This is a genomic window from Bacillus sp. 1021 (genome assembly GCF_014534735.1).
Lineage (GTDB): Bacteria > Bacillota > Bacilli > Bacillales > Bacillaceae > Bacillus > Bacillus siamensis.
In genome coordinates this window covers 598,957-623,707 of the sequence record NZ_JACVSR010000001.1, presented here as the reverse complement: position 1 = coordinate 623,707, position 24,751 = coordinate 598,957, and the positions used below count along the sequence as shown (strand labels likewise).

Annotated in this window: 22 protein-coding genes, 1 riboswitch and 1 other annotated feature; all 22 genes read right to left on the bottom strand. The window is 46.7% G+C overall.

Features of this window, described 5'->3' with window-relative positions; genetic code table 11:
• Nucleotides 1-50: 50 nt before the first annotated feature.
• The 22 genes from pyrR to murB all read right to left on the bottom strand — a co-directional run bounded on the left by pyrR (nucleotide 51) and on the right by murB (nucleotide 24,728).
• The gene (gene pyrR, locus ICW23_RS03375; RefSeq protein ID WP_003154392.1) at nucleotides 51-596 is read right to left on the bottom strand and encodes a bifunctional pyrimidine operon transcriptional regulator/uracil phosphoribosyltransferase; all 546 of its coding nucleotides are present in this window, start codon (nucleotides 594-596) and stop codon (nucleotides 51-53) included.
• 188 nt (nucleotides 597-784) lie between these two features.
• On the bottom strand, nucleotides 785-1,699 hold the full coding sequence (locus ICW23_RS03370) for an RluA family pseudouridine synthase (RefSeq protein ID WP_016936188.1): 915 nt from the start codon (nucleotides 1,697-1,699) through the stop codon (nucleotides 785-787).
• Between the two features lies 1 nt (nucleotide 1,700).
• Nucleotides 1,701-2,162, bottom strand: coding sequence for a signal peptidase II (lspA, locus tag ICW23_RS03365; protein WP_016936189.1), 462 nt, complete (start codon nucleotides 2,160-2,162; stop codon nucleotides 1,701-1,703).
• Nucleotides 2,163-2,263: 101 nt separating this feature from the next.
• Entirely contained in the window at nucleotides 2,264-2,635 is a 372-nt protein-coding gene (locus tag ICW23_RS03360; protein WP_095240746.1) for a TraR/DksA family transcriptional regulator, read from the bottom strand.
• A gap of 148 nt (nucleotides 2,636-2,783) precedes the next feature.
• A complete protein-coding gene (ileS, locus tag ICW23_RS03355) occupies nucleotides 2,784-5,549 on the bottom strand; it encodes an isoleucine--tRNA ligase (protein WP_188154031.1) in 2,766 nt (921 codons plus the stop codon).
• A gap of 51 nt (nucleotides 5,550-5,600) precedes the next feature.
• Nucleotides 5,601-5,827: a binding site (T-box leader), on the bottom strand.
• Between the two features lie 61 nt (nucleotides 5,828-5,888).
• Nucleotides 5,889-6,383, bottom strand: coding sequence for a septum site-determining protein DivIVA (gene divIVA, locus ICW23_RS03350; RefSeq protein WP_003154406.1), 495 nt, complete (start codon nucleotides 6,381-6,383; stop codon nucleotides 5,889-5,891).
• 94 nt (nucleotides 6,384-6,477) lie between these two features.
• A complete protein-coding gene (locus ICW23_RS03345) occupies nucleotides 6,478-7,248 on the bottom strand; it encodes a YlmH family RNA-binding protein (protein WP_016936192.1) in 771 nt (256 codons plus the stop codon).
• 61 nt (nucleotides 7,249-7,309) lie between these two features.
• Nucleotides 7,310-7,588: a YggT family protein gene (locus ICW23_RS03340; RefSeq protein ID WP_016936193.1), complete on the bottom strand. Its 279-nt coding sequence runs from the start codon at nucleotides 7,586-7,588 to the stop codon at nucleotides 7,310-7,312.
• 6 nt (nucleotides 7,589-7,594) lie between these two features.
• Nucleotides 7,595-8,053: a cell division protein SepF gene (gene sepF / locus ICW23_RS03335; protein WP_016936194.1), complete on the bottom strand. Its 459-nt coding sequence runs from the start codon at nucleotides 8,051-8,053 to the stop codon at nucleotides 7,595-7,597.
• Entirely contained in the window at nucleotides 8,050-8,742 is a 693-nt protein-coding gene (locus ICW23_RS03330) for a YggS family pyridoxal phosphate-dependent enzyme (protein WP_016936195.1), read from the bottom strand. The genes sepF and ICW23_RS03330 overlap by 4 nt, the downstream gene beginning before the upstream one ends.
• 6 nt (nucleotides 8,743-8,748) lie before the next feature.
• Nucleotides 8,749-9,585, bottom strand: a complete 837-nt coding sequence (gene pgeF, locus ICW23_RS03325; protein ID WP_029575208.1) for a peptidoglycan editing factor PgeF — start codon at nucleotides 9,583-9,585, stop codon at nucleotides 8,749-8,751.
• A gap of 152 nt (nucleotides 9,586-9,737) precedes the next feature.
• Nucleotides 9,738-9,989, bottom strand: a complete 252-nt coding sequence (locus ICW23_RS03320; protein ID WP_003154415.1) for a YlmC/YmxH family sporulation protein — start codon at nucleotides 9,987-9,989, stop codon at nucleotides 9,738-9,740.
• A gap of 60 nt (nucleotides 9,990-10,049) precedes the next feature.
• Complete coding sequence (locus tag ICW23_RS03315) at nucleotides 10,050-11,330, bottom strand: acetylornithine deacetylase (RefSeq protein ID WP_016936197.1); 1,281 nt, start codon at nucleotides 11,328-11,330, stop codon at nucleotides 10,050-10,052.
• A gap of 72 nt (nucleotides 11,331-11,402) precedes the next feature.
• Nucleotides 11,403-11,511, bottom strand: a riboswitch (TPP riboswitch).
• A 4-nt stretch (nucleotides 11,512-11,515) separates the two neighbouring features.
• Entirely contained in the window at nucleotides 11,516-12,313 is a 798-nt protein-coding gene (locus ICW23_RS03310; RefSeq protein WP_016936199.1) for an ABC transporter ATP-binding protein, read from the bottom strand.
• Between the two features lie 130 nt (nucleotides 12,314-12,443).
• Nucleotides 12,444-13,226: an RNA polymerase sporulation sigma factor SigG gene (gene sigG, locus ICW23_RS03305; protein WP_013352181.1), complete on the bottom strand. Its 783-nt coding sequence runs from the start codon at nucleotides 13,224-13,226 to the stop codon at nucleotides 12,444-12,446.
• A 139-nt stretch (nucleotides 13,227-13,365) separates the two neighbouring features.
• Nucleotides 13,366-14,085 (bottom strand): RNA polymerase sporulation sigma factor SigE, encoded by a 720-nt coding sequence (sigE, locus tag ICW23_RS03300; protein ID WP_016936200.1) that lies wholly within the window; start codon nucleotides 14,083-14,085, stop codon nucleotides 13,366-13,368.
• Nucleotides 14,086-14,142: 57 nt separating this feature from the next.
• Complete coding sequence (spoIIGA, locus tag ICW23_RS03295; RefSeq protein ID WP_016936201.1) at nucleotides 14,143-15,072, bottom strand: sigma-E processing peptidase SpoIIGA; 930 nt, start codon at nucleotides 15,070-15,072, stop codon at nucleotides 14,143-14,145.
• Between the two features lie 215 nt (nucleotides 15,073-15,287).
• On the bottom strand, nucleotides 15,288-19,577 hold the full coding sequence (locus tag ICW23_RS03290; protein WP_016936202.1) for a S8 family peptidase: 4,290 nt from the start codon (nucleotides 19,575-19,577) through the stop codon (nucleotides 15,288-15,290).
• A gap of 272 nt (nucleotides 19,578-19,849) precedes the next feature.
• Nucleotides 19,850-20,998 carry a cell division protein FtsZ gene (ftsZ, locus tag ICW23_RS03285; protein ID WP_016936203.1) on the bottom strand — a complete coding sequence of 383 codons (1,149 nt, stop codon included), beginning with the start codon at nucleotides 20,996-20,998 and terminating at the stop codon, nucleotides 19,850-19,852.
• A 35-nt stretch (nucleotides 20,999-21,033) separates the two neighbouring features.
• The gene (ftsA, locus tag ICW23_RS03280; protein WP_003154425.1) at nucleotides 21,034-22,347 is read right to left on the bottom strand and encodes a cell division protein FtsA; all 1,314 of its coding nucleotides are present in this window, start codon (nucleotides 22,345-22,347) and stop codon (nucleotides 21,034-21,036) included.
• Between the two features lie 548 nt (nucleotides 22,348-22,895).
• A complete protein-coding gene (locus ICW23_RS03275; protein ID WP_016936205.1) occupies nucleotides 22,896-23,687 on the bottom strand; it encodes a cell division protein FtsQ/DivIB in 792 nt (263 codons plus the stop codon).
• Nucleotides 23,688-23,816: 129 nt separating this feature from the next.
• Nucleotides 23,817-24,728: a UDP-N-acetylmuramate dehydrogenase gene (gene murB / locus ICW23_RS03270; RefSeq protein ID WP_188154030.1), complete on the bottom strand. Its 912-nt coding sequence runs from the start codon at nucleotides 24,726-24,728 to the stop codon at nucleotides 23,817-23,819.
• Nucleotides 24,729-24,751 lie beyond the last annotated feature (23 nt).

Below are 24,751 nucleotides of genomic sequence, written 5' to 3'. Positions count from 1 at the left end.
GTTTTAAAATCCTCTTTGCAGACTCTCTGGAATGCATTTAAAAAGGGTGATTATTCATTTTCGTATATGGCGACCATATCAGTCTGATCAACTTCACTCAGCTGAACCATCACTTTTTCAGCTTTTGAAGTCGGGATATTTTTCCCGATATAGTCCGCTCTGATCGGCAGCTCCCGGTGCCCTCTGTCGACAAGCACGGCAAGCTGTATCGATGACGGCCGTCCGACATCAACGAGTGCATCCATCGCCGCTCTCACCGTTCGGCCGGTATAAAGCACATCATCGACCACAATAACCTTTTGGTCTGTGATATCAGCCGGAATGTCCGCGCCTTTTACAAGCGGTTCCTCATTGCTCGTTTTTTTTGTGAGATCGTCACGGTAAAGGGTAATATCAATTTCTCCGACGGTGACCGGATTTCCTTCAATCTGTTCAATCCGTTCAGCCAGCCGCTTTGCTAAATAAATGCCTCTTGTTTTAATCCCTACAAGAATGCAGTCATTCATTCCTTTATTCCGTTCGATCATTTCATGGGCTATCCTTGTGAGCGCCCTTCTGATGGCCTGTTCGTCGAGAATAACAGCTTTTTGATTCACTCGTGACACCTCTCCATTCGTATATAAGAAGAAAAAACCCCTCCTGCCAGAGCATAGAGGGGTTCCTTTCCAGGACGAAGACACACACGTATCTCTTCTGTCCTTTCCGTTATCCTTCTCAGCCTCTCTGGACTGTGTTAAAGAATCTATTCAGCTTGTTTTTATTATTTCAGAAAAGAAAGTCGCTGTCAATGGCTATTTCTCAAATGTTCAATGAGTTTTTTCATATCTTCAGGAAGGGGCGCTTCAAACTCCATGTATTCGCCCGTCCGCGGATGATCAAAACCTAATATTCCGGCATGAAGCGCCTGGCCGTTGAAATCAATGGTTTTTCTCGGTCCGTACTTCGGATCGCCTGCCAAAGGAAACCCGATATATTTCATATGAACGCGGATCTGATGCGTTCTTCCGGTTTCAAGACGGCACTCTACGAGCGTGAAGTCTTGAAAACGCTCAAGCACGTGGAAATGCGTGACGGCGTTTTTGCTGCCTTCTCTTGTTACGGTCATGCTTTGACGGTCTTTCTTATCTCTTCCGATCGGAGCGTCAATCGTTCCGTCATCATGTGAAATCAACCCGTGGACAACCGCTGTGTACTTTCTCGTCACGGTTTTATTGACGAGCTGATTAACGAGTGATTCATGCGCCATATCGTTTTTGGCGACCATTAACAGGCCGGAGGTATCTTTATCAATACGATGGACGATTCCCGGGCGCATGACGCCGTTAATGCCTGAAAGATCATTGCAGTGAGCCATCAGTCCGTTTACGAGCGTCCCTGTCACATGGCCGGGCGCCGGATGTACGACCATGCCCCGCGGTTTGTTCACAACCAAGACGTCCTGATCCTCATAGTAAATATCCAGATCCATCGGCTCTGCAAGCACGTCCAGTTCTTCCGGTTCAGGAATGGTGACGGTTACCTGATCGCCGGGCTGCATTTTGTAGTTGGCTTTGACGGATTTGCCGTTAACGGTTACCAGTCCCTCTTTCACCCATTGCTGCACCTGAGTGCGTGACCAGTTTTCTCCTGCTGCGGCCAAAAATTTATCAATCCGTTCGCTTTTTTGTTCAGGCTGAACGGTTATCTCAAATTGATTCATGTTATTGCTCCTTCTTTTTCCCGCTGTCAAACAGCATATGAATAAATAAAAGTATGACGCCGACGCACAGTGAGGAGTCCGCGATATTAAAAATCGGATAGTGATAATTCACGATGATGACGTGAATAAAATCGACTACTTCCTGGCGTGCCGCCCGGTCGATAAAGTTTCCGGCTGCACCTCCCAGCATTAAGCCGAGAGAAATTCCGAGTAACATCTGCCCTTTTGCATAACGCTGTATGTAATAAACGATTCCGATAATCACGGCGATGGTAATGACGTAGAAAAACCACATTTGGCCGGCTAAAATTCCCCATGCCGCTCCCGTGTTGCGATGAGAGGTGATATAAAGCACCTGATCGATGACAGGTATGCTTTGTCCCAATTCCATATGGCTGACGACAAGCCATTTGGTTAATTGGTCGGCAATAATAATAAAAAGAGCGATAAGATAATAAAGCACACACGTTCCTCCAGTATACAGTTACTTTTATCCTTTATGAATTTTATCAGTAAAAGATGCCGGAGTAAAGGCAGATCATAAGGGCATGAAGACAGACGCTGTCACTCATACAGCGCCTGATCATATGCATAATCTCCGGATACCCAGTATGGAAGGGTTTTCTTTTCAAATTGAGCGGGATAATAAAAATCATCAGCAGTTCTGGCCGTCGGCAATACCGCGAGCTTGTCAATCGGAATGGGGGCGCCTGTTTTTTCACAATAACCGTACGTATTGTTTTCAAACTTAGACAGGGCAAGAAGAACATCCTGAAGTTCTTCTTTTATATGATAGATCAGAGTTGCTTCTTGGTCGTTCATTGAAGGTTCAACAGATGCTGACATTTGAAAGCAAGAATATTCAAATAATCTTGATTGAAGTTCTTCTTTCATCATGAGAAGCTCCGTGTGGATTGCGGTCAGTTGATCATTCATTCATCACAACTCCTGCTCTTGATTTATAGCTTTATTGTTGCCCCCAGAGCGCCATTTGAAGCCCATAAGATTTTTCCTATCGTTCTAATCGATGACATTAGTGGCATGTAAAAAACGCCCGGCTGTCAGCCGGGCGCTTTCTCATTCATTAATTTTGATAATATTTTTCAACGATTTCCGCATTGCGCAGTGATAATGTCGGATACTTCGGATTAGCGCCGACATCTTTAGAAATCACGCGGGACCGCTCACACATCTGACCTTCCGCTTTTTCTACGGTCATTTTTCCTGTTGTGAAGCTTTGCGCGTTTTCCGGCGCTTCGCTTTCGTCTTTTACTGTCAGTTCCGAGACGATAAACAGCTGTGCGATGTTTTCTTTAATGGATGACAAGAGGTCGCGGTTTTCTTTGTTCGGATACAAAGTCAGGCTCGCTTCCAATGATCTCCCGATAATTTTTTCGTTACGGGCCATTTCCAAAGCTTTCAGCACGTCATTGCGAAGCTCCATGAAGCGGTCGAATTTTTCTTCTGTCGCTTGACTGTCCGGAACAGAGATGGTTTCCGGCATATCTGTCAGCTGCACGCTCGCCTCTTCAACAAATGATAAGTGAGACCACATTTCATCCGCCGTATGAGGGAGAATCGGCGCAGTCAGCTTCACTAACGCCAGCAGCGTTTCATAAAAGACGGTCTGCATGCTGCGGCGGTCCGGATGATCCGCATGCTCGATGTACACGACATCTTTTGCGAAATCAAGATAGAAAGAGCTGAGCTCGATCGTACAGAAATTATGAATGCTGTGATAAACAACCGCAAATTCGTATTCATCGTACGCTTTTTTCACTTTATCGATCAGCTTATTCAGCTTGATCAGCATATATTGATCCACTTCACGAAGATCTTTTACATCAACGGCATTGACGCTTGGATCGAAATCGAACAGGTTGCCGTGAAGGAAACGGAACGTGTTGCGGACTTTCCGGTATACTTCCGCGACCTGCTTCAGAATATCTTCAGAAACCGGGTGATCGGCCTGATAGTTTACGGAAGAAACCCATAAACGCAGAATTTCAGCTCCAAGCTGTTTTGCGATTTTTGTCGGCTCAATCGTATTGCCGAGTGATTTACTCATTTTACGGCCGTTTGCATCAAGTGTAAATCCGTGGCTTAATACGCCTTTATACGGCGCTTTGCCGGTGACTGCAACGGCAGTTGAAAGAGATGAGTTAAACCAGCCGCGGTATTGGTCAGAGCCTTCAAGGTATAAATCAGCCGGGCGGACGAGATCATCACGTTCCTCAAGAACGGCCTGATGAGAAGAACCTGAATCAAACCATACATCCATAATGTCTTGCTCTTTCGTGAAGATTCCGTTCGGACTGCCCGGATGTGTAAATCCTTCCGGCAGAAGGTCTTTTGCCTCTCTTTCAAACCAGACGTTTGAGCCGTGCTGTTTGAACAGCTCAGAAACGTGTTCAATCGTTTCGTCGGTGATGATCGGCTCACCGTTTTCAGCATAAAATACCGGGATCGGAACGCCCCAGACACGCTGTCTTGAAATACACCAGTCGCCGCGGTCGCGCACCATGTTGTAAAGGCGCTGTTCGCCCCACTCCGGCACCCACTTCGTTTGTTTGATGGCATCAAGCAGCTCCGGTCTGAAATCTTTAATTGACGCAAACCATTGCGCTGTCGCTCTGAAGATAGTCGGTTTTTTTGTTCTCCAGTCATGCGGATAAGAGTGTGTAATAAACTCGAGCTTTAAGAGCGCGCCGTTTTCTTCAAGCTTCTCCGTGATCGGTTTATTGGCTTTATCGTAAAACATTCCTTCAAAGCCCGGCGCTTCGTCGGTCATGTTGCCTTTTTCATCGACAGGGCAAAGTACTTCTAAGCCGTACTTTTGGCCGACGATAAAGTCATCTTCCCCGTGGCCCGGAGCCGTATGAACACAGCCTGTTCCGGCATCGGTTGTAACATGGTCACCGAGCATGACGAGTGAATCTCTGCCGTACAGCGGATGTTCTGCAGTGATATATTCTAACTCTCTGCCTTTATACGATGCGACAACTTCAGGATTTTCAAAGCCGCATGCCTCCGCTACGCTTTGGATTAATTCAGCCGCTACTACATAACGCTTGTCTCCAACCTTGATGACATTGTATTCAAGATCAGGATGAACGGAAATTCCGAGGTTGGCAGGCATTGTCCACGGCGTCGTCGTCCAGATAATAAAGCTTTCTCCGTTCTCGAGAACACCTTTACCGTCTTTCACCTTAAATGCAACATAAATGGATGCCGAACGTTTGTCCTGATATTCAATTTCCGCTTCTGCTAAGGCAGATTCACTTGAAGGCGACCAGTTGACAGGCTTCAGGCCTTTATAAATATAGCCTCTTTTCGCCATCTCGCCGAAAACGCGGATCTGCTGCGCTTCAAATTCAGGCTGAAGCGTAACATAAGGGTTTTCCCAATCGCCTCTGACGCCGAGACGCTTGAATTGTTCGCGCTGTCTTTCAATCTGCTGCCATGCATATTCTTCGCAAAGCTTGCGGAAATCGGCTACAGACATTTCTTTCCGGTTCACTTTTTTGTTTTTTGTCAGTGCCGTTTCAATCGGCAGACCGTGCGTGTCCCATCCCGGAACATACGGTGCGTTGTAGCCGCTCATTGATTTATAGCGGACGATAAAATCTTTCAGGATTTTATTCAGGGCATGACCCATGTGGATGTCTCCGTTTGCATAAGGAGGTCCGTCATGCAGTACGAATTTCGGGCGGTCTTTCGTCCGTTCTTGAACAAGACGGTAAATATCCTGCTCCTCCCATTCTTTCTGCATGTCAGGCTCACGGTTCGGCAGATTTCCGCGCATCGGAAAATCTGTTTTCGGCATTAACAGCGTATCTTTGTAATCCATTTTCATTCCTCCACAACATTTTTCAGAAAATAAAAAAAGCCCTCTCATCCCATAAGGGACGAGAAAGCTTATCTCGCGGTACCACCCTTTTAGAAAAAACGATCATCCGTCTTTTCCTCTCGAACATCGTAACGTGATGGAACGTCCTTTCCTACTCTCGGTTCAGAAAGGAAACTAAAGGGCTGATCTGCATGATTCCGGCCATCCCGGGCTTTCACCTTCCCCGGTTCGCTTTATGGCCTGCTTTGAGTCATGCCGGTCCCTTTCATCGTCTTTTCATCTGAATTTATGAACGTATTATATTCGAACGGGCCGGAGAATGTCAAGAAAATCTGAAAATTATTCTTTTTCCTCAAATACCGCGTCGACTTCGTATTCTAACAGATGATCCCAATCATCGTTTTTCAGCAGGTCGAGCTGCGCCTCAATCAGCATTTGGAAACGCGTTCTGAACACTTTAGACTGTTTTTTCAGCTCTTCAATTTCCATTGCGATTTTTCTTGATTTGGAAAGCGACTCATTGATGATTCGATCAGCATTTTTTTCTGCTTCACGGACGATCAGCTTCGCCTCTTTCTGCGAATTGCGCTTTACGTCTTCTGCCGCTTCTTGAGCTACGAGAATTGACTTATTCAGCGTTTCTTCAATATTGGCAAAGTGGCCGATTTTTTCATCCAGCTCGTTCACTTTCGCCTCAAGCTCCGTTTTTTTACGGAGTGCGATTTCGTAATCTTTTCTGACCTGCATTAAAAATTCATTTACTTCATCTTCATCATATCCGCGAAAACCTTTTGTAAACGTTTTGTTATGGATATCATTCGGCGTTAATGGCATATTGCCACCTCCATTTTACATTTCAGTACGGTTATCTAGTTCACATTATAAAACAAATACGGCCATAGATGGAGAAAAAATCTGAAAAAACGACTCATTTTTGCCGTTCGAATGTGACTTTCCATTTGTCTTTTTTCGTTTTTCCGTCTACTTTTGTCAAACTGCATCGTCCGAAGCCCCGAATCGAGAGCATGTCCCCTTCAGCAACCTGATAGGACGGATCCTCAACGGCTTTCCAATTCACCTTAACGAGCCCGTTTTTCACAAGGGTCTGCGCTTTCTGCCGGGATTGCCTGCTCATCGAAGCGCAGACAGCGTCGAGGCGCAATGAAGAAACCGTGTCATCCCTTATTTCGACATCTGAAGCGGGAATGTGAAGGGCTGAAAGCTCGATTTTCTCAAGCTTTACCGGCGCTTTGCCCGCTTTGGTCAGCTGAGTGCCGACAAAATCGGCGATTTCACCGGAAACGATAAGCTGCACGGCCTCCTCTGAGAAAATCAGATCGCCGTATTTCTGCCGCTTTAAGCCGATCCCCATTAATGATCCGAGAAGAGAGCGGTGATCGATGTTGACGAATTTTTCAGCGTATTGAACATCAAAGGCCTGAAGCTCAAAATCATCTTGTTCAGGTTCCATATATTCAGGATATAAAATCGCGCGTTTGCGCTCAGCTCTGTCATATCCCCCGAAAAAGGCAAGACCGCACGCATCGCCGATGACGGCTTTTACAATCACCTGTTCCCGCGGATCTAAGAAATCGGTCAGCTTCATCCGATATTGGTCCAGGACAATCTCTTTCCATTCAAGCGCCTGGTCGATAAAAGGGCGCTCGTCGTGTCTGAAGTGCTGGTAAATATCGCTCATGTTCTTTCCTTTCTATGTAAAGAGGCTTGGCTGGTGCCAAGCCCGTATCAAACTGTCGCATTCAAGTATACATTGCGATCATGCGGTATAGGCCCCAAAGTCCCGTCGTGGCAAACCGAAGCACGATAATCGCTACAATCGGGGATATATCCAGCATGGCAATGGGCGGAATGATCCTTCTGAACGGCTCTAAATACGGTTCGCAAATCGATGCGAGAAACCGTCCGACCGCCGTTTCTCTCGTACTCGGCACCCATGACATAAAGATGTAGATAATCAGGGCAAACGAGTAGATGTAAATTAAATAACTCAGAACGGAAAAAATTTGATAAAGAATCATCCTGCTTTACCACCTCTGATGTTCGTCTTCATTTATAAGCTCCGAAATCGTGCCGGAAACATCGACATTATCAGGCGTGCACAGAAAAATATCCGAACCGATTCTTTGAATGTCGCCGCCGATGGCATAGACGGTTCCGCTTAAAAAGTCGACGATTCTTTTCGCCTGATCATGCTGGATGCGCTGAAGATTGACGACAACCGCCCGCCTGTTCTTTAAATGATCGGCGATTTCCTGCGCTTCCGCATATACACGCGGTTCACTCAACACCACTTTAGAGGATTTCTGAACACTTTGCAAGCTTACTACGTTCTGTTTGCCCGCAGGCTTCTGAGCGTAGGCAGTCTGTTTATCTTTCTGCTGTTCATGCTCTTCCGGACGATCCTGCTCCGTTTCAATGTATTCGTATTCGTACTCCTCCTCATCCATCGAGAAAAAGTTTTTCAGTTTATTTTTCATGCTCATTTGTTTACACCCCCCGTTTCATTTCCGACTAATGAAGAGCCGATTCTGATAAAAGTAGCGCCCTCTTCAACAGCGATTTCATAATCATTTGACATGCCCATTGACAGTTCACGGCATGGTGCGTTTGTCTGGTTCAGCTCCTGCACCTGGTCCCTCAAATCACGCAATTGCCGGAAACAGGCTCTGATCGTTTCTGTATCGTCTGTCAGGGGAGCCATCGTCATCAGGCCCTCTACAGAAATGTTTCTAAACTCAGAAAGCTCTCTGATAAAGGGGATGACCTCCTCTGTTTTCAAACCGTGCTTAGACGGCTCAAGCGAAGTATTCACCTGCACAAAACAGCGAACCGCATGCTGCGCCCGTTTTTCAATTTCTTTAGCCAATGACAGTCTGTCTAAGGAATGTATATAAGATACACGGTCAGCGACGGCCTTCACCTTTCTGGACTGAAGACTGCCGATAAAGTGCCACACGGGGCTGCCTTTGATGACATCCTGCTTACGGATAAGCTCGGCATCCCGGTTTTCTCCCAGACTTGTAATACCGGCATCCACGGCCTCTTGAGCCCTTTCGGCTGATACGTATTTTGTAACCGCGATGACGGTTACATCTTCGGGGCTTCGGCCCGATCTGTTACATGCTTCGTTTATTCTTTCGTTTATATGTCGTAATTGATCAGCAACACGCAAGATAACTTATGCCTCCTTCATTCCGATAAAGGACATCATGCGTCCCGTTTTTCCTTTGTCGCGGCGATGTGAAAAGAATAGTTCACGCTCTTGTTCGGTGCATAAACCGCTGACTGAAATGTTTTCTTCCGGAATGCCGCAATGTATCAGAAGAAGGCGGTTGACCTCTTTTAAATCAAGCTGATACCGGCCTTTTTCCGTTTCGCGTATGGCGGATTCTGCGGAAAACGGCAGCGCCCGGACTTCATTGATGACGCGGTCGTCGACGGTATAGCTGTCCGCGCTGATGGACGGACCGATGACGGCCTGAATATCTGTTAAGCGGGAGCCTTCTTCGGTTACCCAGCGTTCCGTCATGATGCGCCCGATTTGTCTGACCGTCCCATTCCATCCGGCATGGGCAGCGCCGATCATTGATTTCACCGGGTCATAAAAATACAAAGGCACACAGTCTGCAAAACACAGGGCCAAAAAAAGATTTGTATCTTTCGTATAGAGCCCGTCCGTCCCGCGGAATGCGGAGGAATAGTCTCTCGCCCCTTTTCCTTTATCTCCCGCTGTCACGCATCGGACGCGGTTTTCATGTGTCTGATCGGCGAATACCCAGGAATCCAGATCAGTACCGCATAAGGACGCTATGATTTCACGGTTTTTCACAACATCATGAGCTTCGTCCCGGACGTGCAATCCGGTATTTAATGACTCATACGGAGGATTGCTGACACCGCCGTTTTTCGTTGTGAATCCGGCGATGACCTTTGTGTTATGCTGATTCACACGGTTCCAGTCTTCTATCATGAGTGCCGAGGGGGTGGTAAAACTAAACGGGTGATATGTATTCATGAAGATCCAACCTTTCGACAAACATTAAAAAGCGAATTTCCCACTCATTTTAACACAATTTTAAGCATACGTTTAGCGGCTGATTGAAAAATGAGATAAATAAATGTGCCGGAAACATTGAGATTTCCGGCTTTTTACAAGTAAAGGGAGGATTATGCTCCCCCCTTTGGTTCGTTTACACGCACTAAGATGACATCTTCCCCAATTTTAACTATATTTCGCCAAGGAATGATCATTTCCTCTTCTTTTCCGAAAAAACCGAGAACTTTTCCGCTGCCGCCTAAAATAATCGCCTGAATTTTTCCCGTTGTCACGTTAATATCAATATCACCGATGCTTCCGAGTTTTTTTCCGTTCGACACGTTGACTACATCTTTTATTTGAAATTCAGATATGCTGATCATTTGTATCACGCCCTTTGCCCGTTCTTTTTCCTATTATATGAGCGGCCGGGCTGAACCTTGTCACATCGGGCAATCTTTTTTGCGGCTGCACCAGGTGAGGATAAATCTCAGCATGATTTTCGTATAGTCCATCAGTTCATCGACGGACACTTCCTCGTTTACGGAATGGGCGTTTTTTAAATCGCCGGGTCCGTATATGACGCTCGGAATCCCGGCATGATAAAGCCATCCTCCGTCTGTTACGGTTTGGGAAACATCAATGACGGGCTCCTGTTGTTTGACGGCTGAGTGCGATTCCGCCAGAACAGAAACGGCCGGATGGTCCGGGTCGATTTCCAGCGCCGGGAACACCTCTCCTCTGTCTTCAATCATGGAAGATCCGCCCCATTTGAACACCGGCCTGTTTTCCCTGAGCCACAGATCACCGTCAGAGACACGATTGATATAGTCTTCGATTTCTGCAGCAGCTTGTTCGTGCGTTTCGTTCGGGTAAAAGTGGACGGTAATCCATAATCGGCATTCATCGGCGACAAACGCTGCGTGCCTTCCCCCTTCAATAACGGCGGGGTTGATCGTATTGGTGCCTGGCGCAAAGCCGGGATAGCTTTTCGTTACCGCCCAGTGGCGTTCCAGCTCTCCCAAGGCAGTGATAATTTTCGCCATTTTTTCGATTGCGCTCGCTCCGAATGTGCCTCCGCCCGCATGAATCATATTGCGCCTCATGCCGTCATGAAATGTTTGTTTGCTTTTCAATTCTATCCAGCCGGTGATGACTCCGCCCTGCCCTTGAATATGCAGGCTGCTCGTATCCGCGACAACCGCAAAATCCGCGTGATAGCCGCGTTTGCAGCATTCCAGCGTTCCCGCCTCGCCGACTTCTTCTCCGATCACAGATTGTACAATGAGGTCGCCCGCAAGCTCAATGCCTGCATCATGTATCAGCTTCAGAGAAAATAGAACACACGCCAATCCGCCTTTCATATCAGCGGCGCCTCTTCCGATCAGCATGCCGGCTTTAACGAGCGGCTGAAACGGGTCAGAGTCCCAGTCTTCATCCCTGACTTCGGCTACGTCAATGTGTCCGTTTAAAATCAGGCTTTGATGCCCGCTTGAATCTGTCCCTTTAAAAACACCGACTACGTTCGGGTCTTCCGGGTACACATCCCACATATCAACCGAGCAGCCCATTTCTTTTAAAAATCCGGCCACCCACTTCTGAGCTTCTGCTGTATTTCTTGCAGGCGGAGCCGGTGTCGGAAAGGCAATCAACCTTTCAGCAATATGTATTAAATCGTCCCGCCGTTTATCCGCCTGCTGCAGCAGCATGTCAAGCTGGTTCATTGAACATCTCTCCTTTTGCTGTATTAAAAAAACCCGTTTCATCAAATGAAACGGGTAAAAACGGATTTTCCTCCGCTTTTTTCACCGCTTCCCTCCGCCGGCATGATCCGGATCAGGTCCGTTAAGGGTTGAGACCAACGTCTCTCTCAGCTGCATGTCAGCAGCACCCCCAGGGTGAATTGATTTTATTTGACGGATGATGCCGCTTTTGCACGCGTTAAAAATGGACGGCCGTTGTTCCATAAGACATTGACAGGCATATCGAAAAACGCTGTAAGCCGCTCGTCAGAAAGCATGTCCTTGATTTTCCCGGCAGCGAACACCTCGCCTTGTTTTAAAAGCAGCGCCTGATCAAATACCGGCAGAATTTCTTCAGCATGATGAGTGACATAAAGGATGGACGGCGCATTTTCTTTTTCAGCGATCGACGTTATCGTGTCCAGCAGCTGCTCTCTTGCCATAAAATCGAGACCCGTCACGGGCTCATCCAAAATCAGCAGTTCCGGATCAGCCATAAGCGCCCGCACAATCAGCGCTCTTTGCCTTTCCCCCTGAGACAACGTTTCATACCGTCTGTCCGCGAAACTAATGGCGCCTAAATCTTTCAGAAGACCGATCGCTTTTTCCCTCACTTGTTCACTCGGTGTTTCATAAAGCCCGATTGAAGCGTACGCGCCGCTGAGGGCGATTTCAAAAGCGGAATCCGCGGCATATAATTTGTGCTGCAGACCCGCTGAAACAAGACCGATTTTTTTTCTGAGCCTGTCACCGAGCTCTGTTTTGCCGAATTGATGACCGAGCACCTGCATCTCTCCTGAAGTGGGAAAGTAATAAGAACATAACATATTCAGCAAGGCTGTTTTTCCGGCTCCGTTCAGTCCGAACAGCACCCAATTTTCGTTTTTCTCAACGCGCCAGTTGATATCTTTCAAAATCCATTGGCCGTTTCTTTTTAATGAGACATTGTCCAGTTGTAAAATCATTGCAGTTCCCCCGTTTATTTATTGTTTCAATTTTCTTAAAACTTTTACACATTAGAATACATCACTTTTTCACAAACGTAAACCGGCGCACGAAAAAAGCCTTTAAAACAATGTTTAAAGGCTTTCTCCGTTATTGATGGATATTCTTATTCATTTGTTTAATGGCTGCCTTTTCAAGCCTTGAGACCTGAGCTTGGGATATGCCGATTTCTTCTGCGACTTCCATTTGGGTTTTCCCCTGGAAAAAGCGCTTTCGCAAAATCATTTTTTCCCGTTCGTTCAGTCTTCTCATGCCTTCTTTCAGAGCGAGCTCCTCAATCCATTGTGTATCCTTATTGCGCTCATCGCTAATCTGGTCCATCACGTAAATCGGATCGCCGCCGTCATTATAAATCGGCTCAAACAGTGATACCGGATCTTGGATGGCGTCAAGGGCAAACACAATTTCTTCATGGGGCACTTCAAGAACTTTGGCGATTTCCTCTGCTGTCGGCTCCCTGCTTGTCTCACTGATTAACCGCTCCCTTACTTGAAGCGCTTTATATGCGATATCGCGAAGCGACCTCGAGACGCGGATCGGATTGTTATCCCGCAAATATCTGCGGATTTCTCCGATAATCATCGGTACAGCGTATGTTGAAAACTTAACATTATGGCTTAGGTCAAAATTATCAATGGATTTCATTAGTCCGATGCAGCCGACCTGAAATAAGTCATCAACATACTCTCCTCTGTTGTTAAACCTCTGAATGACGCTTAAGACAAGGCGCAGATTGCCGTTTACAAGCTTTTCCCTCGCTGAATCATCGCCCTCATCCTGCAATTGCTTAAACAGCTTTCTCATCTCTTCATTCTTGAGCACCGGTAATTTGGAGGTATCCACCCCGCAAATTTCGACTTTATTTCTTGACACGTTTTTCCCTCCCACTAGGAGCTGCTGTACAACGTTAAGTATCTCCTCGGGTGGGAAAAATATGCACCGCTATTTTACAGAAATAAACATCCGGCGCCGGCAATCCTTGCAGCAGTAAGGACCGTCAGATGGAAAAATTTTACACCATTTTGTTAAACTCTTTTCTCAGTCTTTTAATAATCCGCTTTTCGAGCCGGGAGATATAAGATTGTGAAATCCCCATCATATCGGCTACATCTTTTTGTGTTTTTTCTTCTTCACCGACAAGCCCGAATCGCAGTTCCATGATCTGCTTTTCTCTATCATTTAATTGCTCAAGCGCTTTTTTCAAAAGTTTTTTATCCACATTGGCTTCAATGTCTTTTGTAATAATATCATCATCTGTGCCGAGCACATCCGAAAGCAGCAGTTCGTTTCCGTCCCAATCAATGTTCAGCGGTTCATCAAAGGACACCTCTGAACGGATTTTATTGTTTCGGCGCAAGTACATCAAAATTTCGTTTTCAATACATCGCGACGCGTAGGTTGCGAGTTTGATTTTCTTTTCCGGATTAAACGTGTTTACCGCTTTGATCAAACCGATTGTGCCGATGCTGATTAAGTCCTCGATATTGATGCCGGTGTTTTCGAATTTGCGGGCAATGTAAACGACAAGGCGTAAGTTTCTCTCAATCAGGATGGCCCGCGCCGCCTGATCCCCGCTCGGCAGCTTTAATAAGAGCACCTGCTCCTCTTCTTTAGACAAAGGCGGCGGCAGCGCTTCGCTTCCTCCTATGTAATATACTTCATCACTTTTCAGTCCGAGTTTCATCAGCCATTTATACCACAAATATGTCAGACGCAGCTTAAGTTTTTTCATCTTCCTCCCCCTTCTAAATACAATGCGTTTTGAGTATGATGAATAACAGACTTTTCGTCAGGATACATGCTTCACAGCCTTCCCGGTCAGCATCTTCGGGTGAACGATTCCGTCAAATTCACCGTCCGCTGATAATTGTTTCGCGCTGATGCCGATCAGGCATTTTTCACATGCAATCATCTCGTCTTTCGTTATAATCGTGACGTAATCCGGCTTTAAACAGAGTAAAAATTGATTGTCCTGGCCGACGCCCCTGTATGGAATCAGCCTCAGCTTATCCGCATGGCGGAATGAATCATCAAGCTGCTCTATCACTTCAAGCGGACTGGCAGATTTGATGATGTCCGTTTCCTTTTCGCTGAGAATCGGAGCGAATTTGTCAATGTGAAGGATCATGACCGGCGTTTTTGTCAGCGGGTCATACAGCTGATTCCCGGAATCCACCAGGCCTTTTGCGCGGATTGTCTGTCCGCTGAATTCTGCCTGAACCATGACAAGTTCATCGTACTGAATGGACTTCGTCTCGATGTCTTCGATTCTCTTTTTCGAAAAAAACCATACGGCCGGAAATCCGATGACAACAAATATCCAGCTGATCGGATCGCCGAAGCCGGTCTGGCTCGTAACCATGGCGCCGTGTTTTACAATTGATTCTGTCTGCAGCAGGGAATGTACGCCGATCATTCCCCCGCCGACGAGAAAGGTCGCGAAATAAAAGGCGAACAAATTTTGAAAAAAGTACCGAAACCGTTTAAAGCCAAAAGCCGTAAGCACGATGACAACTGAAAATGCCATTTTTCCCGCCGGATGCTCTACAAAGGGAGAAACAGGCGTAAACATCAGAAGCACAATGGCTGATCCGATGAAACCGCCGGCGGCCACTCTTCTTTTTTTCACCTGGCGTTTTAAAATAAAGGCGGTTAATAAAAGCAAAAGAGAATCAAAACAAAAGTTCAACAGCCAAATGACATCCAGATAGATTTTCACATCTGACCCCTTTCCTCTTTTGTCTTACATATCTGTTTCTCTCTCTTGTTTCATAAGTATAAAGCAAGCTCTGTGGGAAAGTCTGTCAATTAATGTTGAGGGGAAAGTACAATTTTTAAGGGATAACCGTTTTATTTGTCGAGGGTCGAAGAGATTGATTTCCTATTGACCGTCTCAGCCAAAAAAGCGCTGCCGTGTCCCGGCAGCGCTCTGTTTTACTCATTGATATAAAGTTTTCCTTTTGCTGTCTGTCTCGTTTCATTTCCATAATCATCTCTTGCAATAACGTCAATTTTTGCTCCGCTTGCTTTGATGGAAGAAGTCGCCGTCCAGTAACCCTCATATCGTCCCGGAGAAATTTCTCTCAGCGGAAGCTCCGTCGCGTTTTGGGTCCCTGCCCGGGCGTTTGTCAGAGGCATACGGATCACGAATGAGGCGTCTAATTTCTTCCCGCTTGAAAAAGCGATTTTCACTGATTCTCCGGCTTTTAATTTTTTATCCGCTCCGGGAACCAATCCGGAGATGACGGGAGCGTGATAATTGACATCAATCACCGTCTTTTTCGTTGTTTTGTTACCCGCTTCGTCTGAGGCCGTGACTTTGATTTCGTTGCTGCCGTTTTCCAAAAGGATTCTTGCTTGATAAGAGCCGTCACTCACCTCGGCCTTTTTGCCGTTCACCTTCACCCATTTTAAATGGGCGTCGTAAGCTTTTCCTTTTACAGTCACCGCTTCTTTATTTGTTTTATCTCCGTTTGCCGGACTGTCAATCGTCACATCCGGCTTATCCTGATCGAGTATGACCGTGACAGGGCGTGACTCATCGGTTGATCCCTTGTCCGTCACAGATGCCGCCGTCAGCCGATTGGCATCTTTACGCAGTGTGACATCAGCCTGGAAATGGCCGTCTGCATCTGCTTTCGTTTCAGCGGCGGTTTTACCGTTATTGGTCAGGCGGACTGCGGTTCTTGGCGAAGCCGTTCCTTGCACCGTGATTGACTTCTTGTTTGTAAATGACCGGTCAACAGGCGACGTGATGTCAGGCACGGAAGCTTCGTAGTCGACTAAAGCCCTGATCATAAAGTTTCCGTCTGATTTATCGGCTTTTGACCAGCTGCCGTCGAGGTATTGCCAGTTTCTGTTCGAATATGGACTGCCGTCGTCAGATGACAGGGCAGGTGAATAAGGATCGGGTTTCGTCTGGCGGAGCACAAGATAAAAATCCTTTCCGACCTCGATTCCTTTTGAGCTGAGATCCACTTTGGTCCATTTTCCGTTTCGAAGCGCTTCAGCTTGGAACGGGCCGGCAATTTTGCTGCCCGGGCTCCCGTCAGGGCCGGATGCATCATATACTTCTGCTTGAAATTCGGTACCGCCCGGATCAGGCCAGTCCGCGCCCCAAAATTTAAAGAGGCCTCCTGTCAGCATACCGTGTTCTTTTCCGTCTTTAAGCGTCATCTTAACGGCAGATTTGCTGCCTGCCTTAAAATAGGACAGTCCGGCTTCTTCAGTCCCGTTATCATAAGCAATTTCCCCTTCATAGCCGATATACGGCTTAAGCTTGGCGTTTTTTTCAGCATCCCCTTTGATGTCAACAGAAAATTCGCTGTTGTAAAAGCCTTTTGCGGCTACTTTAATGGTGTATGAGCCTTCGTACGCCCGAAGCGAATATTCACCCTTGTCATTTGTCACCGCAGGCTCAATTGCAGCGTCCTCCACTACATAAAGCGCGGCCCCTTCCACCGGTTCGCCTGTCGACTGATTGGTGATGGTTCCTTTTAGCGTGCCGGACGGCATTTGTTCCAGTGTAAAGTCTGCCTGTGCGGTTTTGTCTGCTTGAACAGAAACTTGTTTTGCAGCGGGTTTAAATCCGTATGCCTCGGCTTTCAGCGTATAGTTTCCCGCTTTATGAGACAGGCTGTAGCTTCCGGTTGCGGGGTCGGAATACACGGATTTCCCCGTCTCGGCGACACTGATTTGCGCTCTGAGCGGCAGGAGATTCGTTTCACGTTTCACCGGTTTTCCGGATGATTTCACCGCCGGTTTGGCCAGTTTCGGACTGACGGCTTTTTTCTTCAGATGTCCGGGCGGTGTTTGTCTATTGTGTTTACTTTTTTTGGCCGCCTTGCCGAGAGGGCTGCTTGAAAGCCGGACGTCATCAATATACCATCCGTCTTCATTGAGTACTTCGTCTGACTGCATATTAAACATAAGCTTTATATTTTGGCCTTTATACGCGGATAAGTCTGCTTCTTCATCATTCCATCCTGCGGAGTCACCATTGTAAACAGCTGCCTGCTCCCAATTCGATTTTCCTTCCGGCAGAACGAACACGTACCCGTAATCAAAAAATTCTTCGAGCTTGTGCCAGCTTTTAAATTGCAAAAACAACCGTCCTGAATCTGGAACCTGGATCGGAGGCATCACTAAATTCATATTGGCCGAATCGGCATACGGTCCGGACAGATTCGTCGCATACACTTTATCTCCGGAAAATGCAGCGCCGGGGCCTGAACTCGGAATCCCCCATTCCCATTGGTCATGTGTCCCGTAACTGGACCAGCCGGCCGGCTGTGATTCAAAATCTTCTTTGTACCCCGCCGTAATGCTCGGTTTTACGTCAGCCCGGTACGTATCAGATTCTGCAGAATGACCCCCGAAATCTTTTATTGTCCATTTATAACTTACCGTGCTGCCCGTTACGTGTGGAATTTCTGCCTGGTAGAGCCCCTTTTTTTCATCACCGCTTTTTTGAACGGCGGCGATCGTTTTCCATTCTCCTTTATCAAATTGATAGGAAAGTAACACCTCAGTCACGCTTACATCGTCTTCTGCTGTAACCGTTAACGGCAGATTTGCCCCTTTGTAAGCTACTTGGACGGGTTCATGATGCCAGCTGGGCGGATTGTGATCTTCGCCCGCAGAAGATACTTTGCCTTCTACGCTTCCGATTCCGTCTGTTACGGCAGAAACGGCGTCAAAAGCATTGACTAAACCGTGGCCGTAGCCGTTATTCGGTGATTCCGGAAAAACGGAGTCTGTCAGCTTTTCAGCGGTGCGCGTCAAAACGTCTTCCATTTCATCAACCGTAATAGAAGCGTTCGCCTGCCTTAACAAAGCCGCCGTCGCCGCCACATGCGGCCCGGCCATTGAAGTTCCGTTCCAGCCGCCTTCATATGTTCCCCCAGGAATAGAGGAACGGATATTCACTCCCGGAGCCGAAATATCCGGCTTAGTTTCATGATACGGTGAGGGGCCTTGAAGTGAGAAATCAGCAAGTTTCTTGTCGATGTCAGTCGCGCCTGTCGCAAATGCTTCCGGATAATTGGCCGGATTTGCGATTGAACCAGGTCCTCCCGGTGTAAATAAATCTTCATTTCCCGCAGAGAATTCCGGAAAAATCTCGGCTGCTCTCCATGCATTCACCATATCGCGGTACCACTCGTCCATTCCTGAACCGCCTGCCCAGGAATTATTGACAACATCCGGCGCCATCTCGGGATGCGGAGTGCCGTTTTTATCTTTTGGCGCGAGCACCCACTCACCGGCATCCAAAATATCGGCATCGGTTCCTCCGTCATCTGAAAATGCTTTTACTGCGATCCATTTCGCGCCCGGAGCGACACCGATTTGATTTGAGCCGTCAGGTTCTGAACCCGTCATCGTGCCTGTTACATGAGTGCCGTGTTCAAGATCATCGTAGGGCGCGTCTTTTTTAGACACGGCATCATACCAGTTCATTTCATGGTTCGGCGCTGCGGGATTTTCAGGATCGTACCCCCGGTATTTTTCCTTAAGCGCCGGGTGATCCCACTGAACCCCTGTATCAATCGAGGCGACAACCGTACCGGTGCCGTCGTAACCAGAGGCCCAGGCCTTCGGCGCATCAATTTGGCTGATGTTCCATTCAACGCCTCCCTTTGCCTTGATCTCTTTTTGTTTTTTCTTCAATTGAAAAGGAGCTTTTGATTGAGTAAGCTGTCGCTTTTCATTCGGGAGAACTTTTTCTACTTCAGGAAATGAGGCAACTTTCTCCATTACCTCTTTCGAAGCCGTGACTGCCATTCCGTTGACAATATAATAGGAATGGATGCGGTCCGCCTTGCCTTTCTTTTTTTGTTTTTCCAAATATGTTTTTATATTCTGCTGGGCATCATGAGCCGCCAGTTTTAAAGAAGAGACGACCGCTGACCGCTTTTGATATTCTGTTTTTGCTGCCGAAAGCGATTGGGACTTGGCATTTTTCTCTGCTTCTTTAACCGCTTTTTTCGTATCGGCTTTCTCTTTAAATTTGATGAGAAATGTGACTTTATCATTTTTCTCAAAACGCTTCTTGACTGAATCGGAAATCTTATGCTGAACGCTCTTAGAGGAAGAAAGATCTTTGGTGGCAGAAACTGTTCCCGGTGTGGTCTCCGCTGCGGCTGCACCCGGAAACAGCAGTGAACTGACGACAATCGCGCTTAAAACGGAGCCTGTCCATCTGTTTCTCATTTTTTTCTTCAATCGTATCCCTCCTTATTTGGAAACGCAATATAAATTTGTATTCCTCCCCTCTCAATTGGAATGGTTTGTCATTTCGATGCTGCACGTTAAATGTAGACAATCTTCTATTCAGATATTGTCACATTCTGTCAGAAAGCCGGACGAAACTAGAAAACAATCAATTGGTCATAGGTATAAAGTTTCTATTTTCATTGTATAGATCATGGGGATAGGCAGGAAGACTGAGCGAAAAAAGAAAAAGGACAAAACCATGTGGTTTTGTCCTTTTTGCATCAGCCGCGTTTGTTGCGGTTTCTTAAAAATGTAGGAATATCAAGGGCATCATCCGCCGGCTGTGAAGTATGGCGGTTTACCGTGTTTTGATGCTGTGTTTCTTCTCGTTTCGGCTCACGTTTCGCAGCAGGCTGGCTTTGAGACTTCAAGCCTTGGTTTAAACTCGGACGCTGCGGTTTTGAGTCGTCTTTCTCCTGTTCGATAAAACCAGTCGCGATGACGGTAACGACGATTTCATCTTTCAGATTTTCATTGATAACTGAACCGAAAATCATATTCACATCAGGATCAGACGCAGAAGCGACGATATCGGCTGCTTCCTGCACTTCGTAGAGGCTCAGATTTGTACCTCCCGTAATGTTCATTAAAACACCTTGCGCTCCGTCGATTGCCGCTTCAAGGAGCGGGCTGGAGATGGCCTTTTTAGCGGCTTCGGCAGCACGGCTTTCGCCTGTAGCGATCCCGATACCCATCAATGCTGAACCTTTGTTGGACATGATGGTTTTAACATCGGCAAAATCTAAGTTGATTAAACCAGGCGTCGCGATAAGGTCTGAGATACCTTGCACCCCTTGGCGAAGCACGTTATCAGCTTCACGGAATGCTTCAAGCATCGGTGTGTTTTTATCGACAATTTCTAAAATCCGGTCATTCGGAATAACGATCAGCGTGTCAACGGCTTCTTTCATCGCCGTGATCCCGCCGGCAGCCTGCAGCTGGCGTTTTCGTCCTTCAAATGTAAACGGTCTTGTTACGACTCCGACAGTCAAAGCGCCTAAGTCTTTTGCGATTTGCGCAATAACCGGTGCGGCTCCCGTTCCGGTACCGCCTCCCATTCCGGCTGTAACGAACACCATGTCAGCGCCTTTTAACGCTTCTTCGATTTGTTCTTTACTTTCTTCAGCGGCTTTTTTGCCGACTTCCGGATTCGCTCCCGCTCCGAGACCGCGGGTCAGCTTTTCTCCGATCTGCATTTTCACTTCTGCTTTTGACAGGTTAAGAGCTTGCGCGTCCGTATTTACCGCGATGTACTCTACACCCTGTACTTCGTTTTCAATCATTCGGTTGACCGCGTTATTACCGCCGCCTCCTACTCCGATTACTTTAATTGATGCTAAGCCGTCTATGTTTGTTTCGAAATCCAACATGCTAAATCCTCCTAATCTGCCGAATGACTATCAATCTATTCCCAAAACATGCTTAATAGTTTTTTCATTTTGCTCGGTTTGTTGTGTTCGGCTTGTGTTTTTTGTTTTGCTTTTGGACGCTGCTGCGCCTCAGGCCGCTGATGATGTTCTTCTTCGTGAGAGACCGCGATTTCCTGCACGGCTTCTTCCGGCATATGAAAGCCTATTTTTCTTCCCTGAATTCTGGCATTTCGGCAGGCAAATTGTATCAAGCCGACACCCGTCATATATTGAGGGTCTCTTACACCGATATAATTCGGGCTTGCGACCCTGACATTGTGCCTCAGCACTTCCTGTGCCAATGAAAGCACGCCGGGCATTGCGGCCTGTCCGCCGGTCAGCACAAAGCCGCCGGGCAGATCTGTAATTCCCATATGCTCAATTTCGGCTGCGGCAATCTCAAGAATCTCTTCCACTCTTGCTTCAATAATATTGGCAATTTCCTGCTGTGTAAAAGATTGCTTTTGATTCGTTCCTATGACGGTGACTTCAAATACTTCATCTTCTGAAGCCTCATCGTAGAATGCATGTCCGAATTGTTTCTTTACTCTTTCAGCCTCTTCGGTGGAAGTGCGCAATCCGATCGATACATCTTTCGTGATGTTTTCGCCTCCGAGCGGAATGACGGCTGTCTCCTTCAGGTGCCCCTGTTCAAATACCGCCACCGTCGTCGAGCCGCCGCCGATATCAATCATGGCTACTCCGAGGTTTTTTTCGTCTTTTGACAAAGCCGCTGAACCGGCCGCAAGCGGCTGCAGGCAGATATCTGTAATTTCGACGCCCGCTCTCTCCACACAGCGAAGCAAATTATGTAAGATCGTTTTGGAGCCGGTAATCAGCGTGCCTTCTACTTCCAGGCGCACGCCGAGCATTTTTTTCGGATCGGTAATTTCGTCTCTTCCGTCAACGATAAACTGTTTCGGAACGACGTCAACGATCAGCTGCTCGTGCGGAACTGACACGACCTGTGCCGCTTCCATTACCCTGCGGACGTCTTCAACGTGAATTTCTTTGTTTTCACTGGAAACAGCGACAACGCCGTTCGTATCTTGAATATGAATATAATTTCCATTAACGCCGACAATGGCTTTTTTCAGCGGAAAACCTACCATTCTTTCAGCTTGGTCAAACGCTTTTCTTATAGAATGAACGGTTTCATCTATATCAACGATTGAGCCTTTTTTCAACCCTTCAGACGGTACATTTCCCACTCCGATAATGTTAAGGGAATCATCTGTCATTTCTCCGACGATCACTTTTGTATTGGACGTACCGATGTCAAGACTGACGTAAAGTTCATTGTTGTTCATTCTATGGCACCTCCTCACATTTCGATCAAATTCTATTCTATTATTTGCGGAACAACAATACAATGGATGTGGCTTTACAAGTGTGTAACAAAAACAACAGCATCAACAAATTTTCATCTGATTTCTCACAATTTATGTTTAATGAAACTATTCGTTATATTCTATGTATATCCTCTTTTATATCGCATTTTTTTTATTTTTTTTGGAGATGGCCCACCTTACCGTAAGATTTCTTGTCACGGGGTCATCCTGTGCAATCCAGATGCAAATATACCCGCTTTCCATTAGTCTACACTAAGATGAACCTTCAGAAAAGCGATAGATATTGCCAGAAACATCCGAAAAAAGAAGAAACAGGTGGAAAATTCCAAATGCAATGATCACTGCAGAAGACACGCCCATTGCATTAAGAATTTTCCGCTTGTCCGGCAGCCGGAATCCCCGGCAAAAAACAAACATAGTCATAACTATTCCGCTATCGGTTATATCGGCTGCCATGCTGATTGTAACAGTCCCTTTTGAATCACCTTAAAATTAGTTCTTTAGAACTATTGATCAGTTTCTTTTTTCTTGCCGGATTTACCTTTTTTAAATTCTTCAAAATATGTAGCGACTTCTAAGTGGATAATTCCCTTTTTTCCGCCGTCCAGCTGAGAAACGATAGAAGGATAGGTCTTCATCCGGGCGGCAAACGTTTTAATTGAAGCGGTCACCACATATCCGTCGTTCATATACAGCTTAATCCGGTCCTGATCCATTTTTACCGGAGTGTAGTAGATTTCAGAAATCGACTGCTTTAACGAACCTGAAAGCTTATCAAGCTGATCTGCCATTTTGACCCGCTTTTTCGCGTTTGTCCAGTCTACCAAAATCGGACCCGCGTCATCGGGCGTGACTTCGTTCGGCAGCACGGTGCCGTTCTCCAGCACTTCATAATACACATCATTCCGCTGCAGATACGCGATGGTCTTATATTCTTCAATGTGAATTCTGACTTTGTTAGGAAATGCTTTTGAAAGCTCCGCCTTTTTCACCAGCTTATTCTGCTCAATCTTTTCTTCTGTTTTTTTCTTGTTCAGACTCCAGAACTCGGTCTGTCCGTTATGTATATCAGAAAGCGCGCTGATCTCTTTTACAGACACGTTTTCGTTTCCGGAAACGGTGACAGAAGAGACTTTGCTGATCGGCATCTGCAAATACACGATGATTAAAACCATCATAAAAAAGAGCACAATGAATGAAATCAGCCGGCGGTTTGCTTTTTGTTTCCGCTGCTCTTTGATTTTCGGAATCCGTTCTTCAATATTTACGATTTTTTCTCTTTCATGATTCGGGTTCACTGCCTGTCCACCTCGCTAAGAATGAAACAGCTTGACATTCGTCTGATTGAAAAACAAACGGCATGCTGTGATGCCGTTTGACATTTGTTAAAAGTATATCACATGAGCTCGCGGAAATCAGAGAACCTTTTAGCGATTCCCGCCGATGATTTCAACTTCTGTATGCATGTCAACATCATACTGCTCACGGATGGTCTTTTTCACATACTCAATCAGGTCAAGGACGTCCTTGGCAGTCGCCCCGCCGGCATTGACGATAAAATTCCCGTGCATTTCGGACACTCTCGCTCCGCCGATCTGATATCCTTTTAATCCCGCTTTTTCAACGAGGTTTCCGGCATGATCCGGCAGCGGATTTCTGAATATGCTTCCCGCGCAGGGGCTTGAGTACGGCTGAGTATTTTTTCTGTAATCTTTGTTTTGCTGCATTTGCGCCGTGATGGCTTCCCGTTCCTTTTGCTCAAGCTTTAGAACTGCCTCAAGACACACGCCGGGACGTTTTTTCTGCAATACAGACGTTCTGTAGCTGAAGTCCATCTCTTCGTTCGTCAGCCATTCGATCGTGCCGTCTTCAAATAAGATACGGGCTTTCACAAGAATCTCACTCATATCAGATCCATGCGCCCCCGCATTCATATAGACGGCTCCGCCGATTGATCCCGGAATGCCTGCTGCAAATTCGAGTCCGGACATTCCTTTTTTACTCATCGAAGTCGCAAGACGGACGACTGAATAACCGCCTCCGACCGTCACCTGATCGCCGTCAATCTCTAAATGATCGAGACCCGCTCCCAGCTTAATAACAACTCCTCTTATGCCTTCATCAAGCACGAGCAGATTTGAACCGCGGCCGATAACCGTCCATGGCAGGTCATGTTTCTTCACAATATCCATAATATCTTTGACTGCTTCCACACGGTTGGGGATGATTAAAATGTCCGCCGGACCGCCGATTTTCATCGTTGTATGATTCGCGAGCGGTTCTTGTTCCAGCACTTTGCCGACTTCGCGGTCTCTTAATTCCTGAATTACGTTCTCCATCGTAAACCTCCGCATTCCATTTG